Genomic DNA, 13,066 nt, shown 5'->3' with positions numbered 1-13,066 from the left:
TCATAGCGTCAACTTGATGCATAGGCATTTTGAAATTCCTATGCATGAACATCGTGCCGCCCTTCACTCAACCCCAGCATTGCCCGCGCCCAAGGCACTTGCTCATACAGAGTGGTGTATCCGGCGCGGCGCAACGCCGTATTGACGATATCGGTCGCAAGTCCGCCGTTGAGCAGCAGCGCATCGGTAAAAGGTGGCCAAGGGTCAGCGACGAGGCGCAGTTTATCGGCTGCACTGGCATGCGCCATCAGCAAAAAGACCAGCAACCCAACCGCTCGAAGCCACTGCGACATGCTCAGGTTCCTGAAAAGGGCGGTATACCCGATTTAATCCTATCGGCAGCAAAACCATCACTCATGAGAGTGCCAGCAGCTTTTAATTGAAGACCTGAAGCGGTCAGTAGACAAGCCGGAAGAAGAACATGCTCAGTAAAGCTGTACGCACATCGTTGACAGCGTTTATTGGGAATGTCGGCGGATACGTTTAGACTTCTCTTCTGGTTTCCCTGCGAGTCTGCGACATGTCTATCAAATGGATCTGCAAACATCACACCGAGTTGAGCATCCAGCAGCTGTATGCCGTGCTGCAACTGCGCGCCGAGGTGTTTGTGGTCGAGCAGCAATGTGTGTATCTGGACGTGGACGGGCAGGACCTGACGGGCGATACCTGCCACCTGATGGCCTGGCAGGAAGACAAGCTGGTCGCCTACCTGCGCTTGCTGGACCCTATCCAGCAGGGCGGCGACGTCACTATTGGGCGAGTCGTGACAGCCCCTTCGATTCGCAGCCGGGGCATTGGCCATGAACTGATGGAACAGGCTCTGGAAAACGCCGAACGCAAATGGCCTGACCAGCCCATCTATCTGTCGGCACAAGCCCACCTGCAAGGCTATTACAGCCGCTACGGTTTCAACCCGGTGGGCGAGGTCTACCTGGAAGACGACATCCCCCACATCGGCATGCGCCGCGATCTGGACTAAGAGCAGTTGCACGCCTTGAGCTGCAAGCTGCAAGCTGCACATTGAAAGCATTGAAAAGGGATTCGTCGATGGAGGTCAGCAAGACCAAAAGCAGTTTCTATCGCCGCCTGTACGTGGCGTACCTGATTGATTCGAAGCTCGCCAGCAGCGTACCCGAACTGACCGCCGTAACCGGCATGCCACGCCGCACCGCGCAGGACACCATCAGCGCGCTCTCCGATCTGGACATCGTGTGTGAATTCGAACAGCAGGAAGGTGCCCGCAATCACGCAGGCAATTACCGTATTCGCAACTGGGGCGCCATCGACAAAACATGGATCGCCCGCAACCTGAACAGCATCAAGGCCGTGCTCGGGTATCCCTAGCAGGGCAGTTGCGAGCTTAAAGCTTGCCGTTCGAAGCCTGCAGCTCGTTATAGGTCAGGTAGACGCGCAGGTCGAATTCCAGCTGGTGATACCCGGGCAGCATGTGCTCGCATAACTGGTAGAACGCCTTGTTGTGGTCTGACTCGCGAAAATGTGCGAGCTCATGAACCACGATCATCTTCAGGAATTGTGCAGGGGCTTCCTTGAACAAGGCGGCTACCCTAATTTCATTGCTTGCCTTGAGCTTGCCGCCCTGCACTCTGGATATTTTAGTGTGCAACCCGAGCGCGCGATGGGTCAGGTCCAGGCGACTATCGAAGAGCACCTTCCTGATGGCCGGCGCGTTGCGCAGGTGATCCTGCTTGAGCGCCAGCGCGTAGGCGTAAAGAGCCTTGTCGCTTTGTATCTGATGACGCTCAGGGTAGCGCTGCTCCAGATAGTCCGCCAGACGGTTCTGGGCAATCAGCTGATGCACTTGATCCTGCAGGGTCTGCGGATAGGCCTGCAGGTATTTGAGCGGAGCATGGCTGGCGGCAGTCATGGGGCCTTTTGCATGATGACGAAAGACGCCATTCTACAGCAATCCACTCGATCTCAAGCCTGCCACCTCAAAGTGCCCGGGGAAGCGCAGCGCGTCTTCGGGCACCATCGGATGCGCGATCAGAAAGCCCTGCATGACCTGACAGCCGTTGTCCGCCAGCCACTGGTATTGCTCGGGGGTCTCGACCCCTTCGGCAATAACCAGCATATCGAGGTTGCGACTCAGGTCGATGATGCTGCTGGCCATCGCCGCCTCGCGCCTGGACTCGACAATGTTGGCGACAAAACGCCTGTCCAGCTTCAAGGTGTCTAGCTGAAGATTGCGCAAGTGCGACAGCGAGCATTCGCCGGTCCCGAAATCGTCCAGCGCAATACGCACGCCGACGTCATGCCGCAACTTCAGCTGTTTATGGCTATGCGTAAGGTTATGCACCAGAGAGCTTTCAGTGATTTCCACCTCGATCTGCCCTGGTTTGAGCTCGAAGCGATCCATGGCACGCTTCAGCTCCGAAGCCAGGTTGGGCATGCAGAATTGCGTGGGGCTGACACAGACACTCAGTACCACATCGGCAGCAAACACCCGACTCCACGCCTGACGCTGTTCGGCACCCTGATCGAAAATCCAGCTGCCTAGCCGGTTGATCAACCTGGTCTCCTCAAGCAAGGGAATGAACAGTGCAGGAGGTACCTCGCCGACCGCCGGATGCTGCCAGCGCAACAACGCTTCGAAACCACGCAGGCGGCCATCCGCAACGTGGACCTGGGGCTGGTACACCACCGAAAAATCCTTGCCATCGATGGCCGTGCGCACGCTTTCCTCAAGCATCAGCCGTGAGCGGGCGCGTCCGTTCATGTTCTGGTCGTAGAACCGGTATTGCTGACGCCCTGCACGCTTGGCCTCGTACATGGCGATATCTGCCGCACGCAGCAAACCGTCCAGATTCGAGCCGCAGTCCGGAAAGGTCGCAATACCGACACTGGCACCCAAGGTGATATCGACACCGTCGACCTGGCGTCTTCCCGACACCCGTTCAATGAGCTTTTCGGCGATTTTGGCCGCCTGTTCGGGGTAATCAAGCCCATCGATCACGACCGTGAATTCGTCGCCGCCAATGCGCGCCAGAACATCATAGGGGCGCATGCTGTCCTTGAACTGCTCGGCGACCCAGAGCAATACCTGATCACCGGCGTCATGACCCAGCGCATCATTGATCTGCTTGAAGCCGTCCAGGTCCATGAACAGCACAACCAGGTATTTGTCTGTCTGCTCCTTTCGCAGGAGCATGCCTTCAACGGCCTGATAAAGCCCGCGGCGATTGAGCAGGCCTGTCAAAGCGTCGGTAACGGCCTGTTTTTCAAGTTGCTGATAAAGATCACGGACTACCGACATATCCAGAACCGTCATCACCATCGCCTTCTGCTCCGCAGGCAGCGCCGCGCAAGACAAGGCAACCGGCAACTGTGTACCTTGTGCGGTACGCAGAACGGCATCGTGCACCCGGTAGGTGTCGGCCTTGCGATAGTGCTTGTAGAAGCCAGACTCCAGCCAGTCGCCCACTTGCGGTTCGATAATGTAATCCAGCACTTGCGTACCGCGCAGTTGATCGACCGAAGCGCTCAACAACTGGCAGATGGCGGGATTGGCAAAACTGATGGTGCCCGCCTCATCAACGACCAGAATGCCTTCGGCGACGTTGGCCAGCACCGACGCGTTGAACGCTCGGGCCGATTCAAGCTCCAGCGAGAGCTGTTGCAGCGCACGACGGTTACGCTGCTGCTCAAGCAGGGTCTGCACCTTGGGCTTGAGAACGTTCGGGTCGAAGGGTTTGAACAGGTAATCCGTCGCGCCATTCGCATACCCCTTCTGCACGGCATCCTGAGTCTGCTCATTGGCCGTGAGAAAGATAATCGGCGTCAGACGGGTGCGCTGACTGCCTCGCATTAGCCGAGCGACTTCGAAGCCGTCCATGCCCGGCATCTGCACATCCAGCAGAACCAGATCGACTTCCTGCTCAAGAAGTACCGTCAATGCTCCGATGCCTGAACTCGCAGTCACAATGTGCCAGTCCGTTCTTTGCAGAACAGCGCACATCGTCACCAGATTTTCCGGGTAATCGTCTACAACCAGTAAAACCGAAGAGCCATCATGTGGCTGTGTTGGCACGCGTTCCATGCTGCTTCTCTATGTGGGCATGACGCCTGGGTTTCAGGACGACCGTCATACTTTGGAATAACTCTAGCACCGTCTCGCAAAAAGCAGAAGCAAGGCACCCCTTCCCTACCATCAAAGTTCGATCTACCCGACTAACGGTCATTCCCTGTACGCCGTGCACACTCTGCTCTGCAGGAAAAGTGACAGCACTTTGACGTCATTGGTTCGACAACTTTTAATTAACAAATCGCCCTACAATCCGTATAAAACGCGCTCAAACCCTCTTGCTAGAGGCCACCCCTTGGTAGCAAACAGACATGCGCGGAAGGATTGAACATGATCGATCTCGGATCGTACCAACTCAGCATTCCAGTGGGCTCCCCCCCCCAAACCATTACCACCGCTCAGCTTGTTAAGGGTTATGACGGCAAATACTTCAAATCAAAATCGGACTCCATTGTGTTCTGGTCTCCGGTGACCGGGACCAAAACCGAAAACGCTAAATATTCGCGCAGCGAGTTACGGGAAACATGGTCAGATGGATCACTGCACAATTGGGTATATCCCGACGCGGACAACTATCTGAACGCTAAACTGGAAGTCGATCAGGTGCCCTCTTCCGGCAAGATCGTGATCGGCCAGATACATGCCTACGAGAGCACCGAGCCTCTTCTGAAAGTCGAGTATCAATACAAGGAAGACACCAAGACCGGAGACATCGTTGCGAAAGTTCGCAATCGTTTCGATGACGACGAAAGCAAGGTCTATAAGATAGTCGAAGGTGTGAAGCTCAATCAGACATTCAGTTACGTCATTCACCTGAGCAAGGGTGGAAAATTGACTGTCAGTGTCAACGACACCGACTGGAGCAAGCGCATCAGCGAGACCTGGCGCGACAAGCCTTTGTATTTCAAAGCCGGTGTTTATACCCAGGACAACACCGGGTATACCTCGGAAGGCGGCAAGGCCACGTTCTATAATCTGGATATTGATCACAACAAGAGCTGAGTCGCACGCAGGCCTTGAATCAAACGATCAAAAAAACGGCCCGCACTTGCAGAAAGTGCGGGCCGCTTTTCATTTCATCGGTTATTCAAGCAGCATTATCAGCGGTTGGCTTTGAACTCCTGCTCAGCCGCCAGGAAACGTGTCTGCATGGACGCAGACGCAGGCTTGCCGATCAGACTGAATACCACGATGGCAATGCTGGCAAGGATGAAACCCGGGATGATTTCATACAGGCCAAGGGTACTGAACTGCTTCCAGAGTACGACAGTCGCAGCGCCGACTATTACCCCAGCCAGCGCACCATTGCGCGTCATGCCTTTCCACAGCACAGATATCAGCACCACAGGGCCGAATGCAGCGCCAAACCCTGCCCAGGCATAGCTCACCAGCCCCAGTACGCGATTCTCGGGATTGGCGGCCAGCAGAATGGCAATGACAGCGATCAGCAACACCATCGCACGCCCGACCCACACCAACTCAAGCTGCGAAGCCCCCTTGCGCAGGTAAGCCTTGTAGAAGTCTTCGGTCAGCGCGCTGGAGCACACCAGCAACTGGCAACTCAGCGTACTCATCACCGCAGCCAGAATGGCCGACAGCAATACACCGGCGATCCATGGATTGAACAGCAGCTTGGCCAATTCGATAAAGACCCGCTCCGGGTTCTCGGTCACCGGCCCGGCCACATCCGGGTGCGCGGAGAAGTAAGCGATACCAAAGAAGCCTACCGCCACAGTACCGCCAAGGCACAGGATCATCCAGGCCATGGAGATGCGTCGGGCGCTGGCAATCGACTTGACCGAATCAGCCGCCATGAAGCGCGCCAGGATATGCGGCTGACCGAAATAACCCAGTCCCCAGCCAAGCAGGGAAATGATGCCGATGAAAGTCGTGTTCTTGAACATGTCGAAGCTGGTCGGATCTTTCGCTTCAATGGCCAGGAAGGTGGTATCGACCCCGCCTGTTGCCAGCAGGACGATGATCGGCGTCAGGATGAGGGCGAAGATCATCAGCGTGGCTTGTACAGTGTCGGTCCAGCTCACGGCCAGAAAACCACCGACGAAGGTGTACGCAATGGTAGCCGCAGCGCCGGCCCACAGGGCGGTTTCGTAGGACATGCCGAAGGTGCTTTCAAACAGACGCGCGCCCGCAACGATGCCCGAGGCGCAATAGATGGTGAAGAACACCAGAATCACGATGGCCGAGATGATGCGCAGCAGGCCGCTGCTGTCTTCGAAGCGGCTGCTGAAGTAATCCGGCAGGGTCAGCGCGTCACCGTTGTGCTCGGTCTGCACACGCAGACGACCGGCCACGAACAGCCAGTTCAGGTAGGCGCCGATGATCAGACCAATGGCGATCCAGCTTTCCGACAGGCCGGACATATAGATAGCCCCCGGCAACCCCATCAACAGCCAGCCGCTCATGTCCGAGGCCCCTGCTGAAAGCGCTGTTACCACGCTGCCCAGGCTGCGCCCGCCGAGGATGTAATCCGAAAGGTTGTTGGTAGAGCGATAGGCCATCAGGCCGATCAAGACCATTGCCGCTATATAGATCACAAACGTGATCAAGGTAGGGTTACTGACACTCATGAGTTCTGCCTTGGCATTGTTTTTATGTTGGCACCCGATGCCAAAGGGAATAGCGACCGATATACGGCGCATCCGTGCTTTTGCACCCGACACCGCGTTGACTGATCGCTCCGCAAGGATCGGCAATCAATGACTGGCGGTTGCACCGCGGGAATGAATCCTATTAAACAAACCAAACAAGGTGCAACCCATTTCACCGTGCAAGTTGCACCTGTTACAAAAAAACCAATAAAGGCGTTTTTCTGCGCCATTTTAGGGCGCTTTCGACCCTCTCTACAAACAATCGCGCACCAGCTCTGAGCAAAGCAGCACTTTTGCGGGTCACTTGCCGGGAATGTCACAAAATATTATCGAAACAGGGTTGCACTCGGTTGCACCTAACCCCGTCACAGCGCTAATCTTCGCCAAAGCCGATGCCACCGTTGCGTGGCTATAATGAGGACAACACATGGCCACCACTACTCTGGGCGTCAAACTTGACGACCCGACCCGCGAGCGATTGAAAGCCGCCGCCCATTCGATCGACCGCACACCGCACTGGTTGATCAAGCAGGCGATTTTCAATTACCTGGAAAAACTGGAGAGTGGTGCAACCTTGCTGGAGCTCAATGGCGCGACTGGCAAAGACAGCGAAGACCGAGGCGAAGTGGCGGAAGACACAGGCCTGCAATGCTTCCTGGATTTTGCCGAGAGCATTCAACCGCAGTCGGTACTGCGGGCGGCCATCACCTCCGCCTACCGCCGCCCCGAGCAGGAAGTGGTGCCGATGCTGCTGGAGCAGGCGCGCCTGACTGCACCTGTTGCCGAAGCCACCAACAAGATGGCCGCGTCTATTGCCGAAAAGCTGCGCAACCAAAAAAGCGCTGGCGGCCGCGCTGGCATTGTTCAAGGCCTGTTGCAGGAATTTTCGCTGTCCTCGCAGGAAGGCGTTGCACTCATGTGCCTGGCCGAGGCGTTGCTGCGCATTCCGGACAAGGGCACGCGCGATGCCCTGATTCGCGACAAGATCAGCAACGGCAACTGGCAGCCGCACTTGGGCAACAGCCCCTCGCTGTTCGTCAACGCTGCCACCTGGGGCCTGCTGCTGACCGGCAAGCTGGTCGCCACTCACAACGAGGCAGGCCTCACTTCTTCACTGAGCCGCATCATCGGCAAGAGCGGCGAACCGATGATCCGCAAGGGCGTCGACATGGCCATGCGCCTGATGGGCGAGCAGTTCGTCACCGGCGAAACCATCGGCGAAGCCCTGGCCAATGCCAGCCGTTTTGAAGCCAAGGGCTTCCGCTATTCCTACGACATGCTGGGTGAAGCGGCGCTTACCGAGCATGATGCGCAGAAGTATCTCGCGTCCTACGAGCAGGCCATACACTCCATCGGCAAGGCCTCCCACGGCCGCGGTATCTACGAAGGCCCGGGCATTTCCATCAAGCTGTCGGCACTGCACCCGCGCTATAGCCGCGCCCAGTACGAGCGCGTGATGGAAGAACTGTACCCGCGCCTGCTGTCGCTGACCCTGCTGGCCAGGCAGTACGACATCGGCCTGAACATCGATGCCGAAGAGGCTGATCGTCTGGAGCTGTCACTGGATCTGCTCGAGCGCCTGTGCTTCGAACCGCAGCTCACTGGCTGGAACGGCATTGGCTTCGTGATTCAGGCTTACCAGAAGCGCTGCCCTTATGTGATCGATTACGTGATCGATCTGGCTCGGCGCAGCCGTCACCGCCTGATGATCCGTCTGGTCAAGGGCGCGTATTGGGACAGCGAGATCAAGCGCGCCCAGGTCGAAGGTCTGGAAGGCTATCCGGTGTACACGCGCAAGGTGTACACCGACGTCTCGTACATCGCCTGTGCCCTCAAGCTGCTGGCGGCACCAGAAGTCATTTATCCACAATTCGCCACACACAACGCCCACACCCTGGCGGCTATTTACCAGATCGCCGGGCAGAATTATTACCCAGGTCAGTATGAGTTCCAGTGCCTGCACGGCATGGGCGAGCCTTTGTACGAGCAGGTCGTAGGCAAGGTCGCAGACGGCAAGCTGAACCGTCCATGCCGCGTGTACGCTCCGGTCGGCACGCATGAAACGCTGTTGGCCTATCTGGTCCGTCGTCTGCTGGAAAACGGTGCCAACACGTCGTTCGTCAACCGGATTGCCGACCATTCGATCTCCATTCAGGAACTGGTGGCCGACCCGGTCAGCCAGATCGAACGCATGGCAACACAGGAAGGCGGTTTCGGCTTGCCGCACCCGCGCATTCCGCTGCCGCGCGACCTGTATGGCACCGAGCGCGCCAACTCCAGCGGCATCGACATGGCCAACGAGCATCGTCTGGCTTCGCTGTCATCGGCCCTGCTCGCCACAGCGCACAATGACTGGAAAGCTGCCCCCATGCTCGGCTGCCCGGCCAGCGCAGGCACACTGACTGCCGCGTTGAACCCATCGGACCTGCGTGATGTGGTCGGTCATATTCAGGAAGCCTCGCTGCAGGATGTCGAGAACGCCATCCAGTGCGCCTTGAGCGCTGGCCCGATCTGGCAGGCAACACCGCCTGCCGAACGCGCCGCAATTCTGGAACGTGCTGCCGATTTGATGGAAAGCGACATCCAGCCCTTGATGGGCCTGCTGGTCCGCGAGGCGGGCAAGACCTTCGCCAACGCCATCGCCGAGGTGCGCGAAGCCGTCGACTTCCTGCGTTACTACGCCGTACAGGCGCGCAATGATTTCACCAACGACGCCCATCGTCCGCTGGGGCCGGTGGTCTGCATCAGCCCGTGGAACTTCCCGCTGGCAATTTTCAGCGGTCAGGTCGCTGCTGCACTGGCTGCGGGCAACCCGGTGCTGGCCAAACCGGCCGAGCAAACACCGTTGATTGCCGCCCAGGCCGTGCGCCTGATGCTTGAAGCCGGCATCCCGGAAGGCGTGGTGCAATTGTTACCGGGGCGCGGTGAAACCGTAGGTGCCGGGCTGGTCGGCGACGAACGCGTCAAAGGCGTGATGTTCACCGGTTCCACTGAAGTCGCCCGCCTGCTGCAACGCAACGTGGCGGGTCGCCTGGACTCGCAGGGCCGCCCCATCCCGTTGATCGCCGAAACCGGCGGTCAGAACGCGATGATCGTCGACTCTTCGGCGCTGACCGAACAGGTTGTCATCGACGTGGTTTCTTCGGCGTTAGACAGCGCCGGGCAACGCTGCTCGGCACTGCGCGTGCTGTGCCTGCAGGAAGACTCTGCCGACCGCGTCATCGAAATGCTCAAGGGGGCGATGGCCGAGAGCCGCCTCGGCAACCCGGAGCGCCTGTCCGTGGACATCGGCCCGGTGATCGATGCCGAGGCCAAGGCGGGTATCGAAAAACACATCCAGGCCATGCGCGACAAAGGCCGTACGGTTTATCAGGTGGCCATTGCCGACAGCACGGAGCTTAAGCGTGGCACCTACGTGATGCCGACCCTGATCGAGCTGGAAAGCTTCGATGAGCTGCAACGCGAAATCTTCGGCCCGGTGCTGCATGTGGTGCGCTACAAGCGCAAGGAACTGGGCCTGCTGATCGACCAGATCAATGCATCCGGCTACGGCCTGACCCTTGGTGTTCATACCCGCATCGACGAGACTATCGCCAAGGTCATCGACAACGTCAACGCAGGCAACGTCTATGTAAACCGTAACATCGTCGGTGCTGTGGTGGGCGTCCAGCCATTTGGCGGCGAAGGCTTGTCCGGTACAGGCCCTAAAGCCGGTGGCCCGCTGTACCTGTACCGCCTGCTGTCGACGCGTCCGCAGGATGCCATCGAGAAATCGTTCGTGCGCAGTGATGCACTGTCTGCTCCGGACACCCGCCTGCGTGACATCCTCAACAAACCGTTGCAAGCCTTGAAGACCTGGGCAGCCAGTAATCAGCAAAGCGATCTGGATGCCCTGTGCAGCCAATACGCCGAGCAATCGCAAAGCGGCATCACTCGCCAGCTGGCGGGGCCGACCGGCGAGCGCAACAGCTATGCGATTCTGCCGCGTGAACACGTGCTTTGCCTGGCGGATGACGAGAACGACCTGCTGATTCAACTGGCGGCCGTGCTGGCTGTCGGCAGCTCTGCCGTGTGGCCGGAAACAGACATCAGCAAGCCATTGCGCGCTCGTCTGCCAAAGGACGTTCAGGCACGCATCAAGCTGATCCCTGACTGGACCAAGGACGAAGTCGCTATCGACGCCGTCCTGCACCACGGCGATTCCGATCAGCTACGCGCCATCTGCCAGCAGATCGCACAAAGCAGCGGTGCAATCGTCGGCGTCAATGGCCTGTCCCACGGCGAAACCAACGTGCCGCTGGAACGTCTGGTGATAGAGCGGGCATTGAGCGTCAACACCGCGGCGGCGGGTGGCAATGCGAGCCTGATGACGATCGGCTGATGCCGCTAGGTAACAGATGACGCAGAGCGTCAAGAAAGGCATTCCCACGCTGGAGCGTGCGGAACGAGAGGTGTCCGAAAGACACCGACCGTTCCCATGCTCTGGACGCTCCGCGTCCGCTCTCGATCCCCCCCGCACACGCTCGACCATCACCCGAATCAATCTTGCTACCCTCCCCCCTCAACCCGACCTAGACTTGGGTCATTCCAAGAATAGGTACGCCATCATGTCCGAGTCGCTGCTCAGTTCACGAAACCTGGCTTTCGAGCTGTATGAAGTGCTGGACGCCGAAGGGCTGACGCGGCGTGAGCGGTTTGCCGAGCATTCGCGGGAAACCTTCGATGCAGCGCTGGGGACGGCGCGTACTATCGCGGAAAAATATTTTGCGCCGCACAACCGCAAGGCTGACGAAAACGAGCCGCGCTATGAAAATGGCGAAGCGATTCTGATCCCCGAGGTCAAGCCTGCGGTGGATGCGTTTCTCGCCGCTGGTTTTCTCAATGCATCGCGTGATTTTGAAGCGGGCGGCATGCAGTTGCCGACCTTGCTGTCACAGGCCTGCTTTGCCCACTTTCAGGCAGCCAATGTCGGAACCACGGCCTACCCGTTCCTGACCATGGGCGCGGCGAACCTGATTGAGAGTTTTGGCAACGACGAACAAAAACAGCGCTTTCTGCAACCGATGATCGAGGGGCGCTTTTTCGGCACCATGGCGCTGACCGAGCCACACGCAGGCTCGTCGCTGTCAGACATCCGCACCCGCGCCGAACCGGCAGAAGACGGCACCTATCGGCTGCGCGGCAACAAGATTTTCATCTCGGGTGGTGATCACGCACTTTCGGAAAATATCGTGCACATGGTACTGGCAAAGCTGCCGGATGCGCCTGGCGGGGTCAAAGGTATCTCGCTGTTCATCGTGCCCAAGTTTCTGGTCAACGACGACGGCAGCCTCGGCAAGCGTAACGATGTGCTGCTGACTGGCCTGTTTCACAAGATGGGCTGGAAAGGCACGACCTCTACCGGGCTGAATTTCGGCGATAACGGTGAGTGTGTCGGCTATCTGGTCGGTAAGCCTCATCACGGTTTGAGTTACATGTTCCAGATGATGAACGAAGCACGCATCGGCGTCGGCCTGGGCGCGGTCATGCTCGGCTATTCGGGGTATCTGTATTCTCTGGATTATGCCCGCGACCGACCTCAAGGTCGGCTGCCCGACAGCAAGAGCCCCGAGAGCGCGCCTGTTCCGATCATTCAGCACGCCGACGTGCGACGCATGCTGCTGACCCAGAAAGCGTATGTAGAAGGCGCGTTCGACCTGTGCCTGTATGCCTCGCGACTGTTCGACGACACACAGACCGGAGAAGCCGAAGACGCCCGCAAGCATGCCCATGAACTGTTGGACCTGCTGACTCCGGTGGTCAAGTCATGGCCCTCGGAGTTCTGCCTGAAGGCTAACGAGCTGGCGATTCAGGTTCTAGGCGGTCATGGCTATACCCGCGAATACCCTGTTGAGCAGTACTACCGCGACAACCGGCTTAATCCGATTCATGAAGGTACTCACGGCATTCAGTCGCTGGACCTGCTTGGCCGCAAGCTGGCGCAGAACGGCGGCACCGGCCTCAAGCAACTGCTGCGCCTGATATCCGATACCTGCGAGCGGGCGCAGGGCTACGATTCACTTCATGAGCTGCGCCAACCTCTGGAGCAATTGGTCGCTCATGTGCAGGCTGTCACCCTCGGCCTGCTGACCGATCTGGCGCAAGGCAGAATCACCAGTACGCTGGCCAATTCGGCGCTGTACCTCAAGGTATTCGGCCACACCATTATCGGCTGGCGCTGGCTGGAACAGGCGATCCGCGCCGAGGAAGGTCTGGGCAAAGGTCATTCGGCCGACAGCGACTTCTACAAGGGCAAGCTGCAAGCTGCCCGCTACTTCCTGACAAGGGAATTACCGGGCTGCCATCACGAGCTGAGCATTCTGGAGAACCGCGATGACACCTGCCTTGCCATGCGCGATGACTGGTTTTAAATAAA

Annotated in this window: 8 protein-coding genes and 1 pseudogene; 5 read left to right on the top strand and 4 right to left on the bottom strand. The window is 58.2% G+C overall.

Translation table 11 applies throughout. The annotated features are described in order from the left end of the window. Nucleotides 1–47: 47 nt before the first annotated feature. Nucleotides 48–293 (bottom strand): annotated as a pseudogene (locus AO277_RS20285) (amino acid ABC transporter substrate-binding protein); the annotation flags it as partial. 227 nt (nucleotides 294–520) lie between these two features. Between AO277_RS20285 and AO277_RS20280 the strand changes: the two are divergent. Both AO277_RS20280 and AO277_RS20275 read left to right on the top strand, forming a co-directional pair. Continuing rightward, a complete protein-coding gene (locus AO277_RS20280; RefSeq protein WP_002551760.1) occupies nucleotides 521–979 on the top strand; it encodes a GNAT family N-acetyltransferase in 459 nt (152 codons plus the stop codon). Nucleotides 980–1,047: 68 nt separating this feature from the next. After that, a complete protein-coding gene (locus AO277_RS20275; protein ID WP_002551759.1) occupies nucleotides 1,048–1,344 on the top strand; it encodes a winged helix-turn-helix domain-containing protein in 297 nt (98 codons plus the stop codon). A gap of 16 nt (nucleotides 1,345–1,360) precedes the next feature. Here AO277_RS20275 and AO277_RS20270 read toward each other — a convergent pair whose 3' ends face one another. Together AO277_RS20270 and AO277_RS20265 are read right to left on the bottom strand one after the other, a co-directional pair. Continuing rightward, nucleotides 1,361–1,885: a M48 metallopeptidase family protein gene (locus AO277_RS20270; protein ID WP_005731076.1), complete on the bottom strand. Its 525-nt coding sequence runs from the start codon at nucleotides 1,883–1,885 to the stop codon at nucleotides 1,361–1,363. A gap of 33 nt (nucleotides 1,886–1,918) precedes the next feature. Beyond that, nucleotides 1,919–4,057, bottom strand: a complete 2,139-nt coding sequence (locus AO277_RS20265) for a two-component system response regulator (RefSeq protein WP_044319160.1) — start codon at nucleotides 4,055–4,057, stop codon at nucleotides 1,919–1,921. Between the two features lie 315 nt (nucleotides 4,058–4,372). On the opposite strand from AO277_RS20265, the gene AO277_RS20260 reads away from it, so the two are divergent. Beyond that, nucleotides 4,373–5,044, top strand: coding sequence for a polysaccharide lyase family 7 protein (locus AO277_RS20260; RefSeq protein WP_004654467.1), 672 nt, complete (start codon nucleotides 4,373–4,375; stop codon nucleotides 5,042–5,044). Nucleotides 5,045–5,142: 98 nt separating this feature from the next. Here AO277_RS20260 and putP read toward each other — a convergent pair whose 3' ends face one another. Beyond that, nucleotides 5,143–6,630, bottom strand: coding sequence for a sodium/proline symporter PutP (gene putP, locus AO277_RS20255; RefSeq protein WP_044295616.1), 1,488 nt, complete (start codon nucleotides 6,628–6,630; stop codon nucleotides 5,143–5,145). 448 nt (nucleotides 6,631–7,078) lie between these two features. Here putP and putA point away from each other — a divergent pair, with 448 nt between their 5' ends. Together putA and AO277_RS20240 are read left to right on the top strand one after the other, a co-directional pair. Next, the gene (putA, locus tag AO277_RS20250; protein ID WP_044319159.1) at nucleotides 7,079–11,032 is read left to right on the top strand and encodes a trifunctional transcriptional regulator/proline dehydrogenase/L-glutamate gamma-semialdehyde dehydrogenase; all 3,954 of its coding nucleotides are present in this window, start codon (nucleotides 7,079–7,081) and stop codon (nucleotides 11,030–11,032) included. Nucleotides 11,033–11,258: 226 nt separating this feature from the next. Next, nucleotides 11,259–13,061 carry an acyl-CoA dehydrogenase gene (locus tag AO277_RS20240; RefSeq protein ID WP_044319158.1) on the top strand — a complete coding sequence of 601 codons (1,803 nt, stop codon included), beginning with the start codon at nucleotides 11,259–11,261 and terminating at the stop codon, nucleotides 13,059–13,061. Nucleotides 13,062–13,066: the final 5 nt, after the last annotated feature.

The organism is Pseudomonas amygdali (genome assembly GCF_002699855.1).
Taxonomy (GTDB): Bacteria; Pseudomonadota; Gammaproteobacteria; order Pseudomonadales; family Pseudomonadaceae; genus Aquipseudomonas; species Aquipseudomonas amygdali.
This window is presented reverse-complemented; position numbering and strand designations above follow the sequence as displayed.

Coding starts and splice junctions, on each gene's coding strand:
- AO277_RS20240 (WP_044319158.1), top strand. CDS start 11,259: ATGTCCGAGTCGCTGCTCAGTTCACGAAACCTGGCTTTCGAGCTGTAT.
- AO277_RS20275 (WP_002551759.1), top strand. CDS start 1,048: ATGGAGGTCAGCAAGACCAAAAGCAGTTTCTATCGCCGCCTGTACGTG.
- AO277_RS20280 (WP_002551760.1), top strand. CDS start 521: ATGTCTATCAAATGGATCTGCAAACATCACACCGAGTTGAGCATCCAG.
- putA (WP_044319159.1), top strand. CDS start 7,079: ATGGCCACCACTACTCTGGGCGTCAAACTTGACGACCCGACCCGCGAG.
- putP (WP_044295616.1), bottom strand. CDS start 6,630: ATGAGTGTCAGTAACCCTACCTTGATCACGTTTGTGATCTATATAGCG.
- AO277_RS20260 (WP_004654467.1), top strand. CDS start 4,373: ATGATCGATCTCGGATCGTACCAACTCAGCATTCCAGTGGGCTCCCCC.
- AO277_RS20265 (WP_044319160.1), bottom strand. CDS start 4,057: ATGGAACGCGTGCCAACACAGCCACATGATGGCTCTTCGGTTTTACTG.
- AO277_RS20270 (WP_005731076.1), bottom strand. CDS start 1,885: ATGACTGCCGCCAGCCATGCTCCGCTCAAATACCTGCAGGCCTATCCG.